Origin of the sequence: Marinomonas arctica, from assembly GCF_003259225.1 — a bacterium.
GTDB classification, from domain to species: Bacteria; Pseudomonadota; Gammaproteobacteria; order Pseudomonadales; family Marinomonadaceae; genus Marinomonas; species Marinomonas arctica.
The window spans coordinates 48245-71063 of the sequence record NZ_QHJF01000001.1; the positions used below are offsets into that span (position 1 = coordinate 48245).

Here is a 22819-nt window from a genome sequence, read left to right on the forward strand (position 1 = left end):
TTACATGACGATAACCGCCATTATCTTGGTGCTTATTTCCACCTTTATGCACGCGGGCTGGAATTTCTTCGGAAAAAAAACCAGCCCCACATTGGGATTCTTTTTTCTCACCATGGTGGCGGGCACCGTGGTTTTTTCCCCAGTGGTGTTTTACCACTGGTCACTGATACTGGCCCTCAATAACGACATTTTGATCTTGCTACTGTTAACAGGGTTGTTTCAGTCTTTCTATTTATGGGGATTGGCTGAAGCGTATAAAGCTGGCGATATGTCAATTGCTTACCCTATCGCTCGTTCCTCGCCCTTAATCGTCGTGTGCATTTCCAGCTTTTTTCTTGGTCAGCAGCAAAACGTTTCCGCGCAAGCGGTAGTTGGGATCGTATTCATCGTCATCGGCTGTTTGTTTATCCCCTTACCAAGCTTTCGGGCCTTAAAACTCTCCAACTATCAAAACCGCACGACGGCTTTTGCTCTGGTCGCGGCGTTTGCGACCGCTGGGTACTCTTTAGTAGACAATCGTGCGACACAACTCATGCGAGGCTTAACCAACGACGCGGGCGACACGATTGCCAGCGCCAGTGAAGTGGCTTTGGTCTATGTCACCTTGCAAAGTGCGTTTTCCGTTATTTGGATGATAGCCATTGTATTAAGCACGCAAAAACAGCGTACGGAATTGTCCTTTCTGAGCCGAACCCAATGGCGCGCAGCACTGTTCACTGGGGCGCTCATGTTAGGAACCTACTCTCTGGTGATTTTAAGCATGGCCTTTGTGGATAACGTCAGCTACGTGGTGGCGTTTCGGCAATTAAGCATTCCACTGGGTGTACTCTTCGCGGTGATTGGCTTTGGAGAGTCACTAAAAGGCCCCAAAATAATCGGCGTTGCCATTACGTTTATTGGCCTAATCGCCGTAGCACTGGGCTAGCAAATTTCATTTCACATTGACCTATTTACTTAACACATTAATAAGGAACCACAATGGCACTGGCATTTTTTGACCTTGATAACACACTGGTCGCAGGCGATACCGCCCAAGCGTTTGCGGAATACATGGCCGCAAATGAACTTCCCACCCCGATCGATTTTTTAGACATCAATCATGCTTACATGGCAGACTATGATGCAGGCAATTTAAACCTTGCAGATTACATGCGTTATACCTTGTCGCCTTTATTTGGCTTAAACGCAGAAACAATAGCGGCTTTTATTGAGCGCTTCATTCAGGATGTTGTGGTGTCTATGACGCTGCCCAAAGCCCAAGCGTTAATTCAACAACACCAAGACGCTGGCGACGAGGTGGTCATTATTTCTGCCACAGGCATTCATCTCGTGGCACCTATTGCCCGCTACCTAGGCGTAAAACACGCGCTTGGCGTCGATATTGAAATTAAAAATGGTCACATTACTGGTGAATTAACGGGCGTTCCCACCTTTCGAGAAGGCAAAGTCACCCGTGCGCTACAATGGGCTCAAGAACAGGGCTACGAGATGACAGACACCTACTTCTACAGTGACTCCCATAATGATATCCCACTGCTGGAAAAAGCCCTTTACCCCGTAGCAGTAGACCCAGATCCTATTTTGGCCGCCACCGCACAAGCCAAAAACTGGCCCATCATCAGCCTAAGACAATAAGCATCAAGCAAGCCTAAAGGCGCGACCTCTTTTTGTGATGTCGTGCTTTAGCGCGACAAGGCGTTATACTCAAGGAGAAAAATAACAGGGGAAACTAAAATGTACCAAATTGGTGAACTGGCTAAAGCCTGTGGAATCAACCATGACACATTACGATTCTATGAAAAAAACGCCTTACTGACGCCTTCCCATCGTTCAGAATCTGGCTATCGTCTTTACACAGAAAAAGACAAAGAGATTCTGCAGTTTATCTTACGAGCAAAATCGGTTGGCTTTACTCTTGCCGAAATCCGAGAGTTGTTATCGATTGAAATCGACAAAGCCAACAATGCCTGCGCCGATGTAAAAGTGCTGGTGGATACCAAACTCTCAGAAGTAGAAAAAAAACTCGCGGAACTAATACGCTTCCAAACATCGTTACAACGCCTGTCCGATGCGTGCTGTGGCGGCACAGAAAGCGCCGAAGATTGCACCATACTTGAAGCCTTAGAATCCAATACCAACACGGTTCGTCACGAACATCATCACAGTTAATACCGCATAAGCCAGACAGAGCGCAGCGCAAAGCCGTTAAAACAGTGTTTAACGGCTTTGCTTGATGGCGGCATCAATCAATCAGTTTGTTGTTCTCATCAAAAAAGGGAAACGGTCCAGCCGATTTTTCTGCAGACTCAATGTAACTGATATGACTAACCACACTGTCGAGTTCAAGCTTGAACAACTGAATCGCAGGCGGTTCAAGTGAAAACCGAGAGGGAGCATTAGGGTTTAAATCCAAGGTCACAGCATGACTATGGGAGGGTCCAACCCAAACCGGCAACCCCTTCCATGTGGCGTATATAGCACGGTGTAAGTGCCCTGCGACCAACCCTTTGACTTGTCCATGATGTTGAAGCACTTGCCATAAATCCTCATCATTGAGAAGTTTTTGCACATCCATATGATCAATACCAACTTTCATTGGCGGATGATGGAGAAAAATCAACGTAGGCACAGCACTTTGCTCAGCAAGCGTGGTGTTTAACCAAGCTAATGATTCTGGCGTTAAACGCCCATAGGGCTTCCCCAACACAGAAGAGTCCAAACCAATCAAATGATAACCATCAAGCATTTGAGAAAAATGACAATACTCGTAGTGATCAAAACTGGCAAAGCCATCAAAGGCGGCACGAAGGTGATCCCTGTGATCGTGGTTCCCTGGAATCACTTTGACAGGCGCTTTGAGCTTTCTTAACTCGGGTACCAATACAGCGTATTCTTCCGGCGTACCAAAGTCCCCAAGATCCCCTGTTACCACCACCCAATCAGGCTGAGGTGATAAGCGATTAATATGACTGACGGCATTTTTTAAGCACTGTAAGGTATCCACTTTTTGATAGGCTATTTTGCCATTTTTTTTGATATGTAAATCGGTCAATTGTGCGATCAACATGGCATATCCTCCGTTTCTTTTGTTGGCAACAGAACCACACGCAAAGGCGGAACCAATAAACCGACTCGGTCTCCTCGGCTATAACGTTTTCGTTCAAAACAATCTACATGCAGCAATTCGGTCACACCTTCAACACTTACCAATACACGTGTTCTGTCTCCTAAAAACACACTATGAAAGACCGCGCCTTTTAGGGTGGCGTCTTCAAATGCTATTAAACGCATGTCTTCAGGACGAGTCATACAACGCAGCCGTTCGCCTTCTTTATGGGTGGAATACAAGGCTTCAGGTAACGCCATAAAATTTGATTTAAACGACAGAGCTTGGCCATGCAACAGACCATCGAAATGATTCATCTGACCAATAAAGTTGGCGACAAATTCGCTTTTAGGCGACAAATAAATGTCCTCTGCTGTGCCAATTTGCGCAATGTCACCGCGATCCAAAACAGCAATACGGTCTCCCATTGCCATGGCTTCTTCCTGATCGTGTGTCACATAAACAGCCGTGATGCCTAAACGTTTTAACAAGGCATTAATGTCCGTTCGTAAACGCTTTTTCAGCAAAGCATCTAAGGCAGACAAAGGTTCATCAAGCAACAGCACTTCGGGCTCAGTAATAATCGCACGTGCCAACGCAACACGCTGACGCTGACCACCAGACAGTTGATCAATACCACGCTCGGCATAAGGCTCCAAATCAAAGAGAGTCAGCATTTCTTGGACTTTTTTCTCTTTTAACGCTTTGCTTTCACCGCGCACGCGCAAACCATAAGCAATGTTTTCGCTCACATTCATATTGGGAAATAAAGCATAGGATTGAAACACCATACCAACACGGCGCTGTTCAATGGCAATACTGGTTACATCTCGATCACCAAACAAAATTTGACCGCCTTGATCGCAAAACTCCAAACCTGCGATAAGGCGTAACGTCGTGGTTTTGCCACAGCCAGAAGGGCCAAGTAACACTAAAATTTCCCCTTTTTCAATATGAAGATCCAAGGGTTTTAAAGCCAGTGTGCCATCAGAAAAGGTTTTCTGAACCTGCTTTAAAGTAATGGCCACACTTGTTGATGCATTATTCATTGGGTTACTCATCTTGTTTATTCATCTTCTTTATTCATGAATGCGGTTAACTATGCGGTACGCTTAGGTTTACGGTTCAACCATTGCGCCGCCATCAATAAAGGCAAAATCATGCCGAGAAAAATCAGCGTGTAAGCGGAACTGACTTCCAAGCGCATAGAGGCATAAGAATCCGCTAAACCAACTGGCAAGGTCTTCGTCAAAGGCGTATGCAGCATCCACGTCAGGTTAAATTCCCCAGCGGACAAGGTCAGTGTCATCAAGACACCACTGACAATGCCAGTTTTACAGTTGGGCACGATGATATGAAAAAAGCGCTGCCAAAAACTTGCCCCTAAACTGGCCGCCCCTTCTTCTAACACACGAAAATTGATACTTTGTAATACCGCCAATACCGACTTCACCATGAACGGCAACGTAAAAATCACATGCCCTACTAAGATAAATAGCCAGCTCATACGAAACTCACTGATTCCGCCATAAACCGAAATCAAGCCAAGCGCAATCGCCATACCCGGTATAGCAATTGGCAGCGTCAAACATTCATCCAAAAACGCTGACAACTTACTGCGTGTTCGGGCTAAATAGTAAGCACAAGGCACCCCCACGCAGAGATTCACCAGAGTGGTCACCAAAGCAATATTGATGGTTAACCAAATGGTATCGGAATACAGCCCCCATACTTGGTAGACCCAACGCAACGTCAAACCACTCTTAACACCAACAAAATAGTTATTGGTAAGACCGGCGGTGATCGACATAAAAATTGGCACAATCAGGAAAGCACAAACCAACAAGGTAAAAGCAAGCTGAAAATAAAACGACATCCCTTTTTTCATCTCAACCTCCCATCCCCAATGACGAACCACCTTGGCGACGGGCGATGGTCAAACACAGCCAAGTGATAAAACCTAGGATCAAGCTCAGCGCCGCCGCCATGGCAAAGTTCGCATTCAATGTAAACTCGGTATAAATCGTCATCGGCAATACATTTAAGTTGGTTGCCAAAGTAAACGCCGTACCAAACGCCCCCATAGAAGTGGCAAAACAAATTGAGCCTGAGGAAATCAACCCCGGCGTTAATGCTGGCAACGTCACATCTCGCAATAACTGCCAGCGATTAGCACCTAACGAGCGACCCGCCTCGATCAAGTTATGATCCAACTTCTCTGCCGCGCCCATTACGGTGAGAACAACGCGAGGAATAGAGAAATACAAATAGCCAATAAACAAACCCGCAATAGAATAAGCAAGCGTCCAACGTTCACCGGTTAACGCTAAGCCAAGTTCTGCAAACAAACCTTGTCGACCTGCCAGCATGATGACAAAAAAACCAATCACCACACCGGGAAACACCAAAGGAAAGCTCAACATAGCAACCAGTATCGATTTGCCTCTGAACGCATGGCGAGTCAAAAATAGCCCCACAATAGTCGCAATCACCAAACTGGTAATGGTCACCACTGCAGACAGTAAAAAAGTCGACCCAAGACTTTTTAAATACACCGGCTTGGTCAAAATATACCAGTAGCTGATGCCATGTTGCTCAGTCAGTGACAGCCATAGCAGCTTTGCCATTGGCAATAAAAAAAATGCCAGACTGACAATTAACGCGGGAATAATGAGTAGAAGATATTGCTTATTTTGCTTCATAAAAAAATGTCATTATCAGGTGACTTAAACAGGATCCAGTGCACAAAAGAGCGGCCTACATACCGCTCTTTCCATCATGGAATTAACGAACTTCGTTTAAATAGCGCTGAGAAAAATCACCTTGTGCCTCTGCCATTTTGGCAAAATCGACGGTTTTCGCGCGCTCATAGTCTGATGCCGGAAGGAACTTCGCTTCAATATCAGGCGTCATCGCAGAAGCGATAACGGGGCGAAGATAAGCTTCAGCCCAGACTTGCTGACCTTTATCGGATAAAACAAAATCCAATACTTTGTGGCCATTGTCTGGCTGCGGTGAGTTCTTCACCGCACTCATCACATAAGGCACAACAACAGAACCTTCTTGAGGAATGACAAACTGAATATTTGCGCCATCCTTGTATTTGGCACGGTATGCATTGAAGTCGTAATCAAGCAAAATAGGAATCTCTCCCGAAATAACACGCGCATAGGCGGTTTGTTTTGGCACGATGGGGTGGTTCTTAGCCAGTTTTTTGAAATAATCAATCGCAGGGGTAAAGTTGCTCATGTCGCCACCGAACGACTGATTAATCGCCACCGCGCCAGCATAACCAACAAAGGCGCTAGTTGGATCAAGGTAAGCCACCATGCCGTTATATTCTGGTTTTAAAAGATCGTTCCAAGATTGTGGAATTGGCTTACCATCCAACGCGTCTTTATTAACAAAGAAACCTATGGTGCCAGAATGAATCGCAAACCAACGGCCTTGAGGGTCTTTTAAACCTTGCGGGATTTTGTCCCAATTTTCCGGTTTATAGGAGGCAACAACGCCCTTTTCTGCCGCCTTAATACCAAAAGACACACCATAATAAACAACATCCGCTACCGGACTGTTTTCCTCTGCGACTAATTGCGACAGAGACTGGCCCGAGTTTTTATTGTCCATTGGGATAGAAATACCTAGCTCTTTTTTGATCAATTCAAGCTGCCCACCCCAATTCGCCCATTCCGGTGGACAGTTGTAACAAATCGCATCCGCTGCGTAGGACGCTCCTGTTGTCAGCCCCAACGATAGAACCGCTAATGTCGACACTTTTTTAAAGATACTCATCCAACTTTCTCCTCTATTTAAAGAACGCTTCATATTATGGATGGCTGACATTCAGCCACAGTCCCCACAAAGTGGGTTTGGTAATCTAACTTTCTTGCTAAAGATAACGCCGCTTTATGCTTAGCGTTAAACAACAGGTCCACCGCACACAATCCCATGTCATGATGCGGCACCTGGATCGTGGCTAATGGTGGATACAAAATTTGCCCCAACGCCATGCCATCAAAACCGATCACAGAAACAGACTCTGGTACAGAGACACCTTTGGATTTGAGATGGTTTACTAGCTTCAATGCCAACAAATCGTTACTGCAAAACCACGCCGTAGGAGCACTAGGCGAATCAAAAAATGACCATTGGGTTTGATTGAAAGGGGTTAACGCATATTGATCGACTTCCATCAACAGTGCTGAGGATAGTGCGGCTTCTTTATTGAGCCGCTCAGTGAATCCTAAATAGCGCTGTTTTGCTCTATCGGACGATTGAAAACGCCCCGCGACCATACCAATCTTGCGATGCCCCAAAGACAGCAGGTGCTCTGCCACATCGCAACCAGCCTGATAGTTGTCAACGTAAACACACGGTTCATCTGAGGATTGGTTATGAACCAAGCAGAAAGGAAAACGGAACTCTCGCAGTAAAGACAAGGCCTCGTTGTCTTCTACTGACGTCGTTGTCAAAATCACCCCTATAACACGTTGGCGAATCAGATCAATAATGGCCTGTTTTTCACGGCTGCGCTCATATTGGGTATCGACCACAACGACAGAGTAGCCAAAATGCCGGGCTCGTTGCTGAATGCCTGCCACAATTTCCGAAAAGACCGGATTCAGCAAACTGGGAATCATCACCCCTATGGTTGGATTATGATTCCAATCCACTTGCTTAGAAGAATGATTGGCATCGTATCCAGTCAACTCGATCACTTTTTCAATACGTGCCCGAACGACGTCACTTAAGGGTGCGGTCTTGTTTAGGCACCGTGAGACTGTCGCGGGAGAAACCCCTGCTAATGCAGCGACATCTTTAATGTTCATGACAACTCACCTTCTGCGACAACCTTAGATGCAGCGAAGTATAGAAATCATAAGTGACGAATTTGTGACAGAAAAAGACACTTGACGGCAAATTAAAAGATTTTAAATGCTTTTTCTCTGCTATTTAATGGAATTTAGCGTATGAAACACAATCATTTCATCACTAAAACGCGACATAAAAAAGATTAAAAAATAGACAAAAAAAAACCAACCATCGATATTTAAAATCGATAATTGGTTTTTATGCGCTATCCCTTTATTACCACTAATGCGGTATTAGAATTTATACGTCGCTGCGATGTAATGTGAAACACCAGAAGATTTGAATCCAGAACTGTCTTCAATACCGTAAACATCTTTGTAGATTTTTAAGCCGTAACCCAATGCATATTGTTTAGAGTGCCAATACAAACCTTGGAAAGTAGCCCCACCGTCTGTTGCCGATACATAATCACTGTCCATACCAAATTGGTAATCGACATAACCTTGATAGGCTAAAAATGAACCGTTATCAAAATTCACAATCGGCTTAAACCAGTTTGCTGAAAACTGGTAACCATTCCAACCATTACGGTTACCAAAACTTTTATCATACAAAGAGTAAATGTTCATGCCTACTTTGCCTAACCAAGGCACGTTCACATCCGCCCCTAAACCAATAAAAGAATTATTGGTGCCATCTTGTCCACCGTCTAAACTAAACAACGTTGAGACATAAAGCTCTTGCACGGCACCGAAAGATAAATCCTTGCCTGTCATACCATCCAAAGAAAAGCGCGGCGCCAACTTAAGAAACATCTTATCGTTATCTGCTTTATCACTGCTGTCGCTTGACGTCACATTGAATATATCTAGGTAACCATAAAGATCAACAATACCTGAACGGCCACCAAATTCTATTTCCAAATAGTCGTGGCTTGATTCACCTGGTAGCTCATCAAAGGCATACATCAGGTTAAATTGACGCCAAGAATAATCGTTTTTATGAATATCATCAGAATAATCAGCAGCAAAGCCAGTGCTAGCAAGCGCCATGGTAGATAAAGCTAAAAGTGTCTTACGCATTCTTTTCACCTCATTCGGTATCGTGTTTTAAATGTGAATAAAATATGACTAAATGGTCAGAAAAATGCATGTTACAGCTTTTTAAAATCGACGCAATATAATTTAAACACCGCTTAAAATTAAATTTTATTGCACAAAAATAGTTAAAAACGCCATTTTATCGCACTAAAATGGTAAACGTTCGAAAAGCTTAAGGCATAAGGATTTAACCCAAACCTCAGTGGGAATTGATATTTTTCAGCACAATCGCGCACCTTATTGGTGCAAATAAAATAGAAGCTAAAAAGTTGCTCTGGCAATAAATTTAGCTTAATTGGCCAATAACGTGCTCTAGATCAAATCAATTCATGGCATTCAGTTCCACAATAGCGTGATAGAAAGTTTCAACATACTTCCGATACACTTAAAAAAAGGGGAACACCATGAGCAGCACATTTTACATTCCTGCCGTAAACATCATGGGAGAAAAGGCGCTGAATGACGCGGTTGAACAAATCGAAAGCCTTGGTTTTAAACAGGCGCTGATCGTGACAGATCCTGGTATGACCAAGCTTGGCGTGACCGCAGAAGTCAAAGCGTTACTGCAAGAGCATGGCGTAGAAAGCTTGGTGTACGATGGCGTACAACCTAACCCAACGGTAGAAAACGTTAATGCGGGCTTAGCTGTGCTGCAAACTCACCAATGTGATTGTGTGGTTTCTCTCGGAGGTGGTTCGGCTCACGATTGCGCTAAAGGTATTGCGTTGGTTGCCACCAACGGCGGCCACATTAGCGACTATGAAGGGGTGGACGTTTCTAAAAAACCTCAACTGCCCCTGATCAGCATTAATACCACCGCAGGCACAGCGTCTGAGATGACGCGTTTCTGTATTATCACCGACCAAGAACGTCATATCAAAATGGCCATTGTTGACCGCAACGTGACACCTATTTTGTCTGTCAACGATCCACGATTAATGGCCGGTATGCCAGCGGCACTCACCGCTGCAACAGGCATGGACGCACTCACACACGCCATTGAAGCTTACGTATCGACAGCGGCCGACCCAATCACTGACGCTTGTGCGATTAAGGCGATCGAGCTTATCCGCGACAATCTATACGAAGCCGTTCACAACGGCAGTAATATGCAGGCTCGCACACAAATGGCTTACGCTCAATTTTTGGCTGGCATGGCATTTAATAACGCATCGTTGGGTTACGTACATGCTATGGCCCATCAATTAGGTGGCTTCTACGATTTGCCACACGGTGTTTGTAATGCGGTGTTATTGCCCCATGTACAACGCTATAACAGCCAAGTGGCCGCGCCGCGTCTAAAAGATGTCGGCAAAGCATTGGGCGTCGATGTACATGGCTTGAGTGATAAAGACGGTGCCGACGCCGCCATTGCCGCCATCGTTAAGCTATCTCAAAGCGTGAATATCCCGTCTGGCTTACAAGAACTGGGGGCAAAAGAAGCAGACTTCGCCACCTTAGCCAGCAACGCTATGAAAGACGCTTGTGGATTTACTAACCCAATCCAACCAAGCCACGATGACGTAATGGCTATTTTTAAAGCGGCTATGTGACATCTAGCACTGTTGTTAATGTATCCTACACATCAGTTACCGTAAAAAAGCCTTATCGATCGCACATCGATAAGGCTTTTTTACATAACGCATTTAGTCTATTAGAAGTTCTAGCTCAACCAGTGATAGATCACGAAATCACCACCCTAAAAACATAGAAAATTGCCGGTGTCAGAAGCTAAGCCAATGTAGTTTTGCACGATTTGATTTTACTCTACCTTACTTATCACCGATAATTCTGCAATAACATCTGGTCAGCCAGCTGCACACACATCTCCTATTCAACGGACACCCAATTCAATGGAAATCAAAGTTAATTTTCTCGACAATCTACGACTTGAAGCCAAGTTTGACGATTTTACAGTGATCACCGACCAGCCAATTCGCTACAAAGGTGATGGTTCTGCGCCCAGTCCATTTGATTATTTTTTAGCATCTTCCGCGTTGTGTGCAGCGTATTTTGTCAAGGTCTACTGCAAAGCACGTGACATCTCAACGGATAATATTCGTTTGTCACAAAATAACATTGTGGACCCAGAAGACCGCTACAACCAGATTTTCCAAATTCAAGTCGAATTACCAGACGACATTTCTGATAAAGATCGCGAAGGCATTTTGCGCTCTATTGATCGTTGTACCGTAAAAAAAGTGGTGCAGACTGGGCCACAGTTTAAAATTGAAACCGTAGACAACCTAGACGCAGACGCTAACGCTATGTTGATGGGCAACGTCGACGCTACGGCAAGCACGGTGATTCTTGGTAAAGACTTACCACTTGAACAAACCATTGCCAATATGACCGCCATGCTCGCCGACCTCGGCATGAAGATTGAAATCTCCTCATGGCGCAACATAGTGCCAAATGTTTGGTCTTTGCATATTCGTGACGCCGCATCGCCTATGTGCTTTACCAATGGCAAAGGCGCCTCCAAAGAAAGCGCCCTGTGTTCCGCTCTGGGTGAGTTCATCGAGCGTTTGAACAACAACTTTTTCTACAATGATCAGTTCTTTGGCACCGAGATAGCCAACAGCGAATTCGTGCATTACCCCAATGAAAAGTGGTTTGCCCTCACCAAAGACGATTCCTTGCCAGAAGGCATCTTGGATGACTATTGCTTAGACATATACAATCCAGACGACGAGTTACGTGGTTCCCACTTGATAGACACCAACTCAGGCAATAAAAAACGCGGTATTTGCGCCATTCCCTATACACGCAAGTCCGATGGCGAAACGGTGTACTTCCCGTCGAATCTTATCGAAAACCTGTTTCTAAGTAACGGCATGAGCGCGGGGAATAACCAACAAGAAGCGCAAGTTCAATGCTTGTCAGAAATTTTAGAACGCGCCGTTAAACGCCAAATCATTGAAGACGAAATTGTCTTGCCTGATGTGCCTATGGCTGTGTTAGAAAAATACCCGAGCATCCTTGCGGGCATCAAAGAATTGGAAGAACAAGGCTTTCCCATTGTGGTAAAAGACGCCTCGCTTGGTGGCCAATTCCCTGTGATGAATGTCACCCTGATGAATCCAAAAACGGGCGGCGTGTTTGCCTCATTTGGCGCCCATCCAAGCTTGGAAGTGGCCTTAGAACGCAGCCTCACGGAATTATTACAAGGACGCAGCTTTGAAGGCTTAAACGATATACCCAAGCCGACATTTAACAGCATGGCCGTGACCGAGCCAGAAAACTTTGTCGAGCATTTTATTGACTCAACAGGCGTCATTTCTTGGCGCTTCTTTAGCAGCAAACACGACTACGACTTCTATGAATGGGACTTTTCTGGCACCAGCCAAGAAGAGGCTGACGCCCTATTTGGCATCTTAGAAGACCTAGGCAAAGAAGTGTATGTGGCCGAACTTAGTGACTTAGGTGCCTCGGCATGTCGGATTCTGGTGCCCGATTATTCCGAAGTCTACCCAGTAGAAGACCTAGTGTGGGACAACACCAACAAAGCGCTGGATTATCGCGAAGACATTTTAAACCTGCATATACTCAGTGATAAACAGCTCGCTAAATTGGTGAATCGTCTTGAAGAAAGCCAACTGGACAACTACACAGACATTGCCACCTTGATTGGCATCGTATTCGATGACAATACCGTCTGGGGGCAGCTGACCATCATGGAGCTGAAAATCCTCATCTATTTGGCGCTTGGTGAACACGAAGAAGCACTCGAACTGGTTGGCGAATTTCTACAGTTTAACGACAACACCGCAAAACGCGGTCTCTTCTATCAAGCGATGAACTGCGTATTGGAAGTCACCCTAGATGAAGACCTAGAACTGGACGACTTTATCCATAACTTTACTCGTATGTTCGGCAAAGAGGTAATGGAAAACGTCGTGGGTTCCGTCACCGGCGAGGTACGTTTTTACGGTTTGAGCAAAACCAGCATGCAACTCGAAGGCATTGAACCGCATTTACGTCTCATCGAAAGCTATAAAAAACTGCATCAAGCCCGACAGGCCAACGCAGCCAAATAACACCACGAATAGAAAGGGCCTGTTGGAAGCCAACACCCTTTCGATTAAGCCAAGCCGTTAACTGGTATTTTTAGCCCCTCTGGTTTATGATTTTTATATCAAAAACTGAGGGGCTCGATATGGTCTATCGTCTTATAAATAGTTCGGCCATACTGCTATTTGTCATGCTATTCCTGTCTGGCTGCGCCATGTCAGGGCTAGATGCCCAAACTCGCCAATACGTCGCCATCTACCAACTGGGTGAGCCCTTTAAAGATGCCACAGACGCTCAAGCCGTAAAGATCATTAATACAACAAGCAACTCAGAGCAAATCACTTTAGGTGGTATCATTGGTCTCTGGGATCAACGACCCGCCTTACTGGACGCTGCGCTATCAAAAGGGTTTCAACCCAACCAACCGATACCTAATCGTCTGTTTATTAGCTACCCACAAAGCGACTTCACCAAACCGTCCCCCTTGTCTGCCGCCTACGCTTTAATGCCATTGCCACCGATAGGATCGACGATTGATAATCGTGCCCAAATCACCCCTGCCATGTTGGTACGCGACATGACATCGTTTGAACGCTTGGTAACCGCTGGCGCAGACTACAACCCAACAACACTGAACATCGCTTTAAAAATGGCCACCATCTACGGTGAAAGCCCTCAACTGGCAGAGCATTTATTGGCGATGGGTGGAAATTTGCAGGCCGACTTGAACACCGACATTCCTCCCCTCATTATTTCACTTGCCAGCCAAGGAAAGCCACAAATGATGCAATGGCTATTGGCACAAGGGACCGATCCTAACAGCCGTTTTAGCACACCGGCGCATCGTCGCTATTACAATCTAGCCGGAGGACCACCATTTTACAGCTATTTATTGGACGCCACGCCTCTCTATTTTTTACCAACCTACACACCAGATGACAGCAGCCGACAACGTGCCATAGAAATGGCGAAAGTACTCATCGATGCTGGTGCGAATGTTAATACCACAGCCACCTTCAGCTATAGTATACAGAATGATCAGCCCATCGCTGGCTGGACGCCCTTACACACCTATCACATGCACTTAAACCAAACCTATGGCAACCCTGAGCTAGTCAACTTTCTGATTGCTAAGGGCGCCAACCCACAAGCACTAACCAGCACAGCGCAAACGCCAGCACAAGTGACTGGGTTAATGGAACGAACCCAACAGCAAATTGTTGCTTTAGACGATCAACGTCGCCGTCAACAAGAACAACAAACCGCCCAAGCAAAACAGCAAGAACAAAACGATTCAGGCAATGTCTTTGGTAAAGTGATTGCCATCACCGGACTGACCGCAGTGGGTGCAGCCGCCAGCAATACTGGCGTCGACTCAAGTTCCGTGGTAGACATTGTCGGCGGTGGCATTGCCGATATAATGACTGATGGACGTGCTGGCGGTATTCAGCAAGCGCAGCAACGCCAGCAGACGCAAGCAAATACCGCCACACAAAATAACACCGCACCTTCACTCAAACCAGTAGCCAACTTCCAAACAGAAACCTATCGAGTCAGCTGCCCCTCAGGCGTAAGCAACGACATCCCCTTACGCTACAAAACCCAACAGTGCCGCACCGCGATGATAGACTTTGCCACCGCGTATTCTTGCAATGACTACCAACGATTCGAACAAGTGCATGCCGCCTGTGACCAAGCATGCGGATCAGTGAACTGCCTACAGGAGTAGATAGAAAAAGGAAAGATTGCATTCAAGGGGTCCATTCAAGGGGTCAGTGTCGTTGATTTCTGTACTCTTTTGATTTCCTATCTCCTCCATGCTTTGCTGTTTTACCAGCAACACCGACTCGATGTTCAAACTGTTCAATAAACTTCTTACTTCCTAATACCCAAGATTTATTGGCTGCTAGACGAATAGCTTCTATATCCATATCGGGAATATCTGTTTGAAACAGCTTTCGATACGCACTTTCTCGCATCTCAGTAGTTTTGCCAAGTGCGACATAACAGTCGTGCGGCGTCAGCATTTGAATCTCTACTCCCGCCGCATTATGAGGATAGCTCGACCATGGATAATCCGCCGCGTGTTCTACCATTCCTGCCCTCACGGGGTTCAGCTCAATATAGCGATAAACTGTTAACAAATATCGATCTGTATCGACAAGCGTCGACTTGTAACGCCCTTCCCAAAGAGTGCCTGTGCGCGAATAAGTATAGTTAAAATACTGAACATAACGACGGCCAATCGATTGCATCATGCGACTAACAGACTTTTCTGTTGAGGGAGTCGCCAGAATATGGACATGATTTGTCATAAGAACAAAAGCATGAATCGACACACCATATTGTGCAGCCGCTTCACGCATGAAATACAGGTATGCCTTATAGTCAGAATCATCACGAAAACACGCATCGCGATTATTTCCGCGTTGAATAATATGTAATGGGCAATCGGGCAAATATAGTCGCGGTCGTCGAGCCATCGTTTCCTCCTTGAAACACGCGAAACCTATATCTTAATAAAATTTATTAACGATGCGCAAATATCAGAAACGGTTATTTTTTTAAGAATCAACGACCCTGCCCCCTTGACTCCTAATCGCTTCTTGTGCATAGGAACGAATACCTTTGGATGGTGATTTATAGGAGGTTATTATAAACAAGCGGGGGTTTTAAGAAGGATTGTTGTCGTGTTTTTTGTCTGGTTTTTCAGGTATTTTTTAGCGTGCTTTCTAAGATGCTTCAAAGCGTTATGCCATCTTGATACACGGATTGGGCAAGATAGATTGTATGGTAAAAAAGCAGCGCAGGCGCACCATCCTCATGGTTATAAAAACCGTTTAAAACCAGATTGGGTAAAACAAGAAATTATACGAGCTAAGGCGATGAATCCTAGTCTGAGTTGCCGTTTACTCGCCGAGGTGTTTAATAACCGTTATGCCCATGCGGCAGAGTCGGTGAGTAAAAGTTATGTGGCTAACATCTTGAAACTTAATCACTATGAGATGCTGATATTAAGAAAAACGATGAAGTCTCGTCCGGTGCACACCATTGCATTTAATAAAGCCTGGGGAATGGATTTACCCTTTGTGAACCAGCAACCAGTATTGGGACTGATTGAACACCACAGCCGAAGAGTTATGATGTTGAAAACCCTCACAAATAAAAGCAGCCTGTCGATATTACGGGCGTTATTAGAGGTTTTAGATCATCACCCCAAACCTAGGTTTTTGAGAACCGATAACGAAATCTGTTTCAACTCAAAATTAATTCGCTTTGGATTGTGGTTTTTGGGCATCAAAAAACAAACCACAGAAAAGCACTGCCCGTGGCAAAACGGAAGAATCGAGCGATTCTTTGGCACATTGAAACACCACCTACGACAATTACCCAGTTCATTTAAAAGCGAGGAAGAACTGCCTTATCTGCTGCAAAATTTCCAGTGGTGGTACAACAACATTCGGCTGCATCAGAACCTGAATTATCAAACACCAGAATCGACTTATCAGAACGCCTTATCATCCATCAACCTGAAGCCGGACAAGGAAAAAAGAAAAAATAGCGGCTAGCTAGAAACCTATTTACCCTAAAATAACTGTCCACACGTTTGGAGAAGCAGCCACATAATTTGAGCGGAAAACAGATTAATTATTAATCAACATTTATTTTCGAGCTGATTTTTTTTGAAAATAATCGTAAGAAATGAATAAACAAACAGCCGATTTCAGGGAGGTTTTTCTGAAAACGGCTGGATTTAAAACAGAAAATGTCTATGGACAGTGTGGACAGGACACCATTGGCATTGACGTAGTGACCATCGGTGTCTTGTGTGACAGCTTGTAGCGTGCCTGTGGCCGCGCCCATGGACAAGGTGTTGTTCGCTGTGAGAGTGGCGCCTTGTAATGCGATGTTGCTGCCAGAGGTTAGGCTGATGTTAGCGCCGGCAAGCTCACTGGTCACGGCGGTTTGTTTGATCGAGCCTTGGTCTTTGGCTTCATTCAAGGGGTCAGCATTCAAGGGGTCAGTGAGCATTCAAGGGGTCAGTGTCGTTGATTTCTGTACTCTTTTGATTTCCTATCTCCTCCATGCTTTGCTGTTTTACCAGCAACACCGACTCGATGTTCAAACTGTTCAATAAACTTCCTACAACCCAAGATTTATTGGCTGCTAGACGATCAATGACTCTGCTCCCTTGAACCCTCTCGCCACTGCGCAGGTCGCTTTGGCGTTTTTGATTTTATTTAAGATAAGCTCTGGCTCTGTACCCGTTGCCATTTGAGCCGCTAACAGCGCGGCAGATTCGGCGACGCCGTAGACGCCGACGGTGTTGAAGATGTAGTCAGATTTGGTGCTGAGCAGTGGTTCAATGGGGGCTAGTTGTTGGGCGCTGTAGGTGTTGAAGTCCCAGTGATATTTGGCTGCGAGGGCGATGAGGTTGGTCTCGTCGGCTTTGATGTCGATGCTGTTTAAAGAGTGGATTTGGTTTGGCGTTAAGCCTTTTTGCGCTAGAGCGTCGAGCATGAGGCTTTCGAGAAATTCCAGAGGGCAATGGCGTTCGCAGCCCATTCCCAAGGTATAAATAGGGTTCAGGTAAGGTTTCGCTGTGGTCATCACCAGCTGTGCGCCAAGGGAGTTTGCCACTTGTGCGCCCCACTCGTTTGCACCACCTTCGTGACCCGATAACAACGGAATGACAAACTTACCTTCCTCGTCCAATACCAACACTGGCGGGTCTTGATACTTGTCTTGCAGCACGGGCGCGAGGGTGCGCATGACAATGCCTGTGGCGCAAATAAATACCAGCCAGTCACCGTTTTTAAAGGCTGTTTGAACAAATTCGGCAAAGGGTTTTGGCTTGTAGTTGACGACCGCATCGGACCAATGATTGTGCTGACTATTAGACAAAAGCGCGTTCGCCAGACGTTCGCCTGCGGGCGTTAATGCAATAAAGCGTATCACCTTGTGCCTCGCTCGCTTTTGGTCACCACGAACAAGGAAAAATACGGCCCCGCTTTGTCTTCCAAGGTGGATACATCGCGCACAATACGTTCGTTTTCACGGCCAATATATTCTAGGTATTTCGCGTCTTGCATGCGGTTGGTTTTACGCAACGCCATGAGAATACGCGGACGCGCACGCCCAGCTTTCATGATCACCACACTGTCGTGCTGTGCTAAGGCCGTATCAATTTGCTCAGCGGTATGGCGCCCACTGACGACGGCAAAAGATTCTTTTAGCACGGTTAACGGATGATTCAAGGCGGACGATGCGGCGTTGATAGATGACACACCGGGCACGACTTGGCATTGGAAATGGCCTTCTAGGCGCTCTAGTAAATACGCAAAAGAACCAAAAAACAACGGGTCGCCTTCACACAAGAAGACCACATCCTTGCCCTGTAATAACTCATTGGCAATGGCTTTTGCGCCATTGTCGTAGGCTTCGTTCGCCAATGATCGATCCGTCGACATGGGCATCACAATGGCTATTTCATTTTGTGCATGGGTCACGCCAGCAAAGGCTTCGCTGGCGATGGTTTTGGCCTGAGAGCCGCCTTCGTCGTTAGCAAGATAACTCACCACACTGGCGCGCTGAATCAGGCGCAAGGCTTTTAAGGTGATCAATTCTGGATCACCGGGGCCGACGCCCACACCAATGAATCGGCCTGTTTTTTGCGATACTTCCAAGGCACTCATTGTGTGTTTTCCTTATGATTGCTATTGACGGCCGATGTGGTGGACGTCATTTTTCTAAAATAATAAAGCATGACTGGTAAACTGGGGCGAAATAATCGCTGTCCTGCCAATCGTTCGCCTTTGGCAATGGACACTTGCAAGCTTTGTTCGTCTGCATCTTGCGCGTCGTCACGCTGTTTGGCGAATTGCATAATTTGGTATTTTGTTTCTTCGGTGACGGCGCTGACCATCAAACTGCCGCCAACAGGCAACACATCCCACACTTGAGCCATCAGAGCTCTCAACTCGCCATCGCTGCCGCCAATAAATACTTTATTGGGTTTGCCGTGTTGTGCGTTGTTACCAGCAAGCAAATTGCCAGCGAGTAAATCCACCAGCGCATCCGGTGCTCGCCCTGCGATAATAGACAAGTTCTGCACCACACCAAAACGCGCTTGGTTGGCTGTTAAACAAGCCAAACGATCTGGGTGATGTTCAATGGCAATGATCTGACTGCGCGGATGCCAATAGGCCATTTCCACACTCACGCCACCGCAACCCGCACCAATGTCCCACACCGTATCGCCTTGCTCGATATTCATGTAAGACAAAATCGCCAAGCGCACTTCCCGCTTGGTAATCATGCCTTTGCCATCGCCCTTATCTGTCACAAAAGACGTATCTGGAATACCAACCGCGCTAGGATAAAGTGAGGCTTGCCGGCTGGTTTTTAGCACGATGACATTAAGCGGATCACATTCTATTTCGGTATCTAATAAAAACTTAGCAACAAAAGTACGGACTTGTTCTTGCGCATAACCCAAGGCTTCACACACGGTAATCTCGCTTTGATCCAGCCCTGCTTTCATGCACTCTTCGGCGATATGTTTCGGCTGGCTTTGTTGATCGGTCAGCAATACTAAGGTTTTATTCGACTGCAAATGACGACGCAAAGACACCAACGGACGACCGTGTAAGCTCACCACTTGCACGTCTTGCAAGGACAAACCAAGACGATGACACGCCATTTGAATACTCGATACATTCGGGTAAAAGCGCAAAGACTCAAGAGAAAAAGTGCGCATTAACCAAGCGCCAATGCCGTAATATAAAGGATCGCCAGAGGCCAAGACGACCACTTGTTCTGCGCCGTCAGATTGCCAAGCGGCAAACGCGTCTTTCAACATGCTGAGTTTGGGCAGATCTTCACGACGAGCCAGATGAGAATAGTGTGTAATGGTTTCGTGCTGACGTGGGGCACCTAAAACAACATCATTCACCGACAAGCTCGCCAAGACAGCTTGCGCCGCATCATCCAAATGCGCCACTTGATTAACGCCCAAACCGATAACATGGATTGGCATTTGTGTGTGTTTCATAAACCGACTTCCATTCAATGCTCCCCGCACCAAGGGACGAGGTATCTGTGCTTCATTAGAATATCGCAGCCTGCTGCTCCCCCTGCTAAGGGGGAGGCTGGGAGGGGGTCAAAAAACTAACAACCCCACCCTAGCTCATGGAATGCATTAATAATACTCGCCAATATTACAGCGCAGCAACGCATTACAGCTGGCCGAGGTGACCGCACTGCCGCCCATGCGCCCAAGCAAGGTGATGCATTCAATACCGAGCTTTTCGTGTGCCTGCCAAAGCGCTTCTTTCGATTCCGCCGCACCGACAAACCCCACCGGCATGCCAATAATCAAAGCCGGTTTTGGCGCACCCTGTTCGATCATTTCCAATAAGCGAAACAAGGCGGTTGGCGCGTTACCGATCAATACCACGCTGCCAGCAAGGTCATTTTGCCACAAACTCAACGCGGCCATAGAACGGGTTTCACCTTTGCTTTTCGCTAGTTCTGCTGTGCGTGCATCGTTCAAAAAGCACAATGGCTCTCGGGTTATCATGCGTTTGGTGACACCTTGTTTGACCATTTCCACGTCGCACAAAATCGCACCATGATTGGCTAACGCTTCACGTCCGGCTTGAGTGGCATTGGCGCTGAATCGCACTTGCTCAGCCACGTCTGGCAAACCCAAACTGTGCACCACGCGCATCACTACTTGCTGCTGATCTTGGCTCAGGCCAGACAAATCCGTTAACTCACGGATCTGACGAAAGCTGTCGTTCTCAATGGCTTGAGGGTTATTTTCGTATTGATAGTTGTATTGATAGTCGTCTGAAGGCGTCACTGTTGGCTGCTTTTGTGTTGATGCTTAAAATGGGTAGAAGCCTTGCCCCAAGCCGCTAGACAAGCTTGCAGACATTCTTCTGTGTCATTGAATTCACGCTCGGCTTCTGGCAAGGGGGGTCGAGCATGCAATAAAACGGGAATGGATAATTCGCGCGCGGCTTCCAGCTTTGAATAGGTCGCCGCACCGCCGCTGTTTTTACTGACGATGACGTCGATGCCATGATCCACTAATAATTGCCGCTCGTCTTCTAAGGCAAACGGCCCGATGGCTTTTATCCAGTCTATGTTATCGGGTAAAGAAAACTTGGGTTCAACCGCTGTTCGCCAAACAATGCGTTCGACACTGGGCCATTGCATAATGCGTTCAAGCAAGGATTCACTCATTTGCCCAGCGCTTAACAATGGCCGACTACAGCCCGCTAACTGAGCCAATAAATCGACTTCGTCCTGATAATCTTGCCAGTTATCGCCCTCTTCTTGTTGCCAAGCGGGACGATGAAAACGCCAGCAAGGAATGCCGACTTCTTTGGCTGCTATTACGGCTTTACTGCTCATGGTTTGCGCGTAAGGATGGGTCACATCTAATATCGCGCCAATGTTATGGTCTGTTAAATACTGAGCCAAACCACCAAATTGGGTAAATCCGCCGACCACCAATTGGCAGTCCACCTTGGGCACGCGAACCAACCCCGCCAAGCTGTAAATGACGCTTAAACCTTCTTTGTGTAATGCGTCAGCCAAGTGGCGTGCATCGGCAGTACCGCCTAATAATAAAATCTTCATGGCTCGTGCCTCTTTTTCCTAGTGGAATCCAACGCTTTGCCAACAAATTGGCCTTTGCGGTCAATCGCCCAGACTTCCAGTTCTATATGGACAGGAATGTATTTTCTGGCAAAGTCTAAGGCTTGCTGGCAAATAGCATCAGCCAGTGGCAAACCTTCTGACATGGCAAATGACAAGGCCTCTACACTGGTATTGGCGTTTGCCATGCGTTCTTGTAAGGTGTCATCGGCGCCCAAACTGGCGGCCAATTGTGCCAAGGCACCAAGGTCGATGCTGGATGCTCGACTGTTTAAATCCATATGATGCTGAGCCAACTTACTGATTTTACCAAAGCCCCCACAAATACTTAACTTAGTCAGTTGAGCGGGTGCGGTGGCTTCGACTTTTTTAATGTGCTTTAACACAGCGCCGACGAAGTCACCCATTTCGATCAAAGCCATGTCATCCAGCTGATAATGGCTTTTTATCGCGTCCTCACTGGCGTTACCGGTCGTGGCCGCAATGTGTGTCAATTGATTCGCTCGCGCTACATCGATGCCTTGATGAATGGAAGCAATGTAAGCCGCACAGGAAAAAGGCCGTACTATGCCTGTGGTGCCTAAAATCGATAAGCCGCCTACAATCCCTAAACGTGGATTCATGGTTTTTTGGGCGATTTGTTCCCCATTGACCACACCAACGGACACATCGAAGCCGCCAACATATTGGTAGGTTTGCGCAAAGCCTTCTAAGTGTTCGGTCATCATCTTACGCGGCACGGGATTGATCGCGGGCTCGCCCACATCAAGCAGCAGTCCGGTTCGGGTCACTGTGCCAACGCCTTGCGCCGCATGAAAACGCACACCTTGCTCTGACGATAATCTCAGTTCGACAAACAAGGTCGCGCCATGAGTCGCGTCTGGGTCGTCTCCGGCGTCTTTGATGGTGGCGGTTTTGATGCCACCGTCTATTTTTTGGTATTCAATAATAGGCAAATCAACCACTTTGCCTTTGGGTAGAGTGACACTCACGCTGGCCTCTTGTTGTTGCGCAAAAAGTGCTTGTGCGGCGGCAACACAACAGGCTGTCGCGCACGTTCCAGTGGTTAAACCCGTACGCAGCGGCGCGGGGGATTCTGCACTTTCTGGCCACATGA

General features: G+C 46.5%; 22 protein-coding genes. 7 read left to right on the plus strand and 15 right to left on the minus strand.

Annotated features, from left to right (window positions below; translation table 11 throughout):
• Window positions 1–4 precede the first annotated feature (4 nt).
• From DK187_RS00235 to zntR, 3 genes are all read left to right on the plus strand, one after another.
• Window positions 5–925 (plus strand): EamA family transporter, encoded by a 921-nt coding sequence (locus DK187_RS00235; RefSeq protein WP_111605320.1) that lies wholly within the window; start codon window positions 5–7, stop codon window positions 923–925.
• 53 nt (window positions 926–978) lie between these two features.
• The gene (locus DK187_RS00240) at window positions 979–1635 is read left to right on the plus strand and encodes an HAD family hydrolase (protein WP_111605321.1); all 657 of its coding nucleotides are present in this window, start codon (window positions 979–981) and stop codon (window positions 1633–1635) included.
• 99 nt (window positions 1636–1734) lie between these two features.
• Complete coding sequence (zntR, locus tag DK187_RS00245; RefSeq protein WP_111605322.1) at window positions 1735–2169, plus strand: Zn(2+)-responsive transcriptional regulator; 435 nt, start codon at window positions 1735–1737, stop codon at window positions 2167–2169.
• A 73-nt stretch (window positions 2170–2242) separates the two neighbouring features.
• Here the strand turns inward: zntR and DK187_RS00250 are convergent, their stop codons facing one another.
• The 7 genes from DK187_RS00250 to DK187_RS00280 form a co-directional block, all read right to left on the minus strand.
• Entirely contained in the window at window positions 2243–3067 is an 825-nt protein-coding gene (locus DK187_RS00250) for a phosphodiesterase (RefSeq protein ID WP_111605323.1), read from the minus strand.
• Complete coding sequence (locus tag DK187_RS00255; protein WP_111605324.1) at window positions 3061–4155, minus strand: ABC transporter ATP-binding protein; 1095 nt, start codon at window positions 4153–4155, stop codon at window positions 3061–3063. Before DK187_RS00255 ends, DK187_RS00250 begins: the two co-directional genes overlap by 7 nt.
• A 50-nt stretch (window positions 4156–4205) precedes the next feature.
• Entirely contained in the window at window positions 4206–4994 is a 789-nt protein-coding gene (locus DK187_RS00260; protein WP_111605325.1) for an ABC transporter permease, read from the minus strand.
• Between the two features lies 1 nt (window position 4995).
• Window positions 4996–5808 carry an ABC transporter permease gene (locus DK187_RS00265; protein WP_111605326.1) on the minus strand — a complete coding sequence of 271 codons (813 nt, stop codon included), beginning with the start codon at window positions 5806–5808 and terminating at the stop codon, window positions 4996–4998.
• Between the two features lie 82 nt (window positions 5809–5890).
• The gene (locus tag DK187_RS00270; RefSeq protein ID WP_204355560.1) at window positions 5891–6898 is read right to left on the minus strand and encodes an ABC transporter substrate-binding protein; all 1008 of its coding nucleotides are present in this window, start codon (window positions 6896–6898) and stop codon (window positions 5891–5893) included.
• 29 nt (window positions 6899–6927) lie between these two features.
• Window positions 6928–7935: a substrate-binding domain-containing protein gene (locus DK187_RS00275; RefSeq protein ID WP_111605327.1), complete on the minus strand. Its 1008-nt coding sequence runs from the start codon at window positions 7933–7935 to the stop codon at window positions 6928–6930.
• Window positions 7936–8211: 276 nt separating this feature from the next.
• Window positions 8212–9000 carry a nucleoside-specific channel-forming Tsx family protein gene (locus DK187_RS00280; protein WP_111605328.1) on the minus strand — a complete coding sequence of 263 codons (789 nt, stop codon included), beginning with the start codon at window positions 8998–9000 and terminating at the stop codon, window positions 8212–8214.
• Window positions 9001–9422: 422 nt separating this feature from the next.
• Between DK187_RS00280 and yiaY the strand changes: the two genes are divergently transcribed.
• The 3 genes from yiaY (at window position 9423) to DK187_RS00295 (ending at window position 14761) form a co-directional block, all read left to right on the plus strand.
• On the plus strand, window positions 9423–10571 hold the full coding sequence (gene yiaY / locus DK187_RS00285; protein WP_111605329.1) for an L-threonine dehydrogenase: 1149 nt from the start codon (window positions 9423–9425) through the stop codon (window positions 10569–10571).
• Between the two features lie 300 nt (window positions 10572–10871).
• Window positions 10872–13058, plus strand: coding sequence for an OsmC domain/YcaO domain-containing protein (locus DK187_RS00290; RefSeq protein WP_111605330.1), 2187 nt, complete (start codon window positions 10872–10874; stop codon window positions 13056–13058).
• A gap of 119 nt (window positions 13059–13177) precedes the next feature.
• Window positions 13178–14761 carry an ankyrin repeat domain-containing protein gene (locus DK187_RS00295; RefSeq protein WP_162623459.1) on the plus strand — a complete coding sequence of 528 codons (1584 nt, stop codon included), beginning with the start codon at window positions 13178–13180 and terminating at the stop codon, window positions 14759–14761.
• A gap of 43 nt (window positions 14762–14804) precedes the next feature.
• On the opposite strand, the gene DK187_RS00300 is transcribed toward DK187_RS00295, so the two are convergent.
• Entirely contained in the window at window positions 14805–15515 is a 711-nt protein-coding gene (locus tag DK187_RS00300; protein WP_111605332.1) for a transposase, read from the minus strand.
• 303 nt (window positions 15516–15818) lie between these two features.
• Between DK187_RS00300 and DK187_RS00305 the strand changes: the two genes are divergently transcribed.
• Complete coding sequence (locus DK187_RS00305) at window positions 15819–16601, plus strand: integrase core domain-containing protein (RefSeq protein WP_111605333.1); 783 nt, start codon at window positions 15819–15821, stop codon at window positions 16599–16601.
• Window positions 16602–16683: 82 nt separating this feature from the next.
• Here the strand turns inward: DK187_RS00305 and DK187_RS00310 are convergent, their stop codons facing one another.
• The 7 genes from DK187_RS00310 to DK187_RS00340 form a co-directional block, all read right to left on the minus strand.
• Window positions 16684–17064, minus strand: coding sequence for a hypothetical protein (locus DK187_RS00310; RefSeq protein ID WP_111605334.1), 381 nt, complete (start codon window positions 17062–17064; stop codon window positions 16684–16686).
• A gap of 135 nt (window positions 17065–17199) precedes the next feature.
• The gene (locus DK187_RS00315; protein ID WP_111605335.1) at window positions 17200–17991 is read right to left on the minus strand and encodes a cobalamin biosynthesis protein; all 792 of its coding nucleotides are present in this window, start codon (window positions 17989–17991) and stop codon (window positions 17200–17202) included.
• Window positions 17988–18728 (minus strand): precorrin-2 C(20)-methyltransferase, encoded by a 741-nt coding sequence (cobI, locus tag DK187_RS00320; protein WP_111605336.1) that lies wholly within the window; start codon window positions 18726–18728, stop codon window positions 17988–17990. The genes DK187_RS00315 and cobI overlap by 4 nt, the downstream gene beginning before the upstream one ends.
• Window positions 18725–20086, minus strand: a complete 1362-nt coding sequence (cbiE, locus tag DK187_RS00325) for a precorrin-6y C5,15-methyltransferase (decarboxylating) subunit CbiE (RefSeq protein WP_223232214.1) — start codon at window positions 20084–20086, stop codon at window positions 18725–18727. The genes cobI and cbiE overlap by 4 nt, the downstream gene beginning before the upstream one ends.
• A gap of 147 nt (window positions 20087–20233) precedes the next feature.
• Entirely contained in the window at window positions 20234–20899 is a 666-nt protein-coding gene (locus tag DK187_RS00330) for a precorrin-8X methylmutase (RefSeq protein ID WP_111605337.1), read from the minus strand.
• The gene (locus DK187_RS00335; protein WP_111605338.1) at window positions 20896–21684 is read right to left on the minus strand and encodes a precorrin-6A/cobalt-precorrin-6A reductase; all 789 of its coding nucleotides are present in this window, start codon (window positions 21682–21684) and stop codon (window positions 20896–20898) included. Before DK187_RS00335 ends, DK187_RS00330 begins: the two co-directional genes overlap by 4 nt.
• Window positions 21681–22817 carry a cobalt-precorrin-5B (C(1))-methyltransferase gene (locus DK187_RS00340; protein ID WP_111605339.1) on the minus strand — a complete coding sequence of 379 codons (1137 nt, stop codon included), beginning with the start codon at window positions 22815–22817 and terminating at the stop codon, window positions 21681–21683. Before DK187_RS00340 ends, DK187_RS00335 begins: the two co-directional genes overlap by 4 nt.
• Between the last annotated feature and the right edge of the window lie 2 nt (window positions 22818–22819).

Excerpts from the sequence above, each read along its gene's own strand:
- DK187_RS00235 (WP_111605320.1), top strand. The coding sequence starts at position 5 with ATGACGATAACCGCCATTATCTTGGTGCTTATTTCCACCTTTATGCAC.
- DK187_RS00240 (WP_111605321.1), top strand. The coding sequence starts at position 979 with ATGGCACTGGCATTTTTTGACCTTGATAACACACTGGTCGCAGGCGAT.
- zntR (WP_111605322.1), top strand. The coding sequence starts at position 1,735 with ATGTACCAAATTGGTGAACTGGCTAAAGCCTGTGGAATCAACCATGAC.
- DK187_RS00250 (WP_111605323.1), bottom strand. The coding sequence starts at position 3,067 with ATGTTGATCGCACAATTGACCGATTTACATATCAAAAAAAATGGCAAA.
- DK187_RS00255 (WP_111605324.1), bottom strand. The coding sequence starts at position 4,155 with ATGAATAATGCATCAACAAGTGTGGCCATTACTTTAAAGCAGGTTCAG.
- DK187_RS00260 (WP_111605325.1), bottom strand. The coding sequence starts at position 4,994 with ATGAAAAAAGGGATGTCGTTTTATTTTCAGCTTGCTTTTACCTTGTTG.
- DK187_RS00265 (WP_111605326.1), bottom strand. The coding sequence starts at position 5,808 with ATGAAGCAAAATAAGCAATATCTTCTACTCATTATTCCCGCGTTAATT.
- DK187_RS00270 (WP_204355560.1), bottom strand. The coding sequence starts at position 6,898 with ATGAGTATCTTTAAAAAAGTGTCGACATTAGCGGTTCTATCGTTGGGG.
- DK187_RS00275 (WP_111605327.1), bottom strand. The coding sequence starts at position 7,935 with ATGAACATTAAAGATGTCGCTGCATTAGCAGGGGTTTCTCCCGCGACA.
- DK187_RS00280 (WP_111605328.1), bottom strand. The coding sequence starts at position 9,000 with ATGCGTAAGACACTTTTAGCTTTATCTACCATGGCGCTTGCTAGCACT.
- yiaY (WP_111605329.1), top strand. The coding sequence starts at position 9,423 with ATGAGCAGCACATTTTACATTCCTGCCGTAAACATCATGGGAGAAAAG.
- DK187_RS00290 (WP_111605330.1), top strand. The coding sequence starts at position 10,872 with ATGGAAATCAAAGTTAATTTTCTCGACAATCTACGACTTGAAGCCAAG.
- DK187_RS00295 (WP_162623459.1), top strand. The coding sequence starts at position 13,178 with ATGGTCTATCGTCTTATAAATAGTTCGGCCATACTGCTATTTGTCATG.
- DK187_RS00300 (WP_111605332.1), bottom strand. The coding sequence starts at position 15,515 with ATGGCTCGACGACCGCGACTATATTTGCCCGATTGCCCATTACATATT.
- DK187_RS00310 (WP_111605334.1), bottom strand. The coding sequence starts at position 17,064 with ATGCTCACTGACCCCTTGAATGCTGACCCCTTGAATGAAGCCAAAGAC.
- cobI (WP_111605336.1), bottom strand. The coding sequence starts at position 18,728 with ATGAGTGCCTTGGAAGTATCGCAAAAAACAGGCCGATTCATTGGTGTG.
- cbiE (WP_223232214.1), bottom strand. The coding sequence starts at position 20,086 with ATGAAACACACACAAATGCCAATCCATGTTATCGGTTTGGGCGTTAAT.
- DK187_RS00335 (WP_111605338.1), bottom strand. The coding sequence starts at position 21,684 with ATGAAGATTTTATTATTAGGCGGTACTGCCGATGCACGCCACTTGGCT.
- DK187_RS00340 (WP_111605339.1), bottom strand. The coding sequence starts at position 22,817 with ATGTGGCCAGAAAGTGCAGAATCCCCCGCGCCGCTGCGTACGGGTTTA.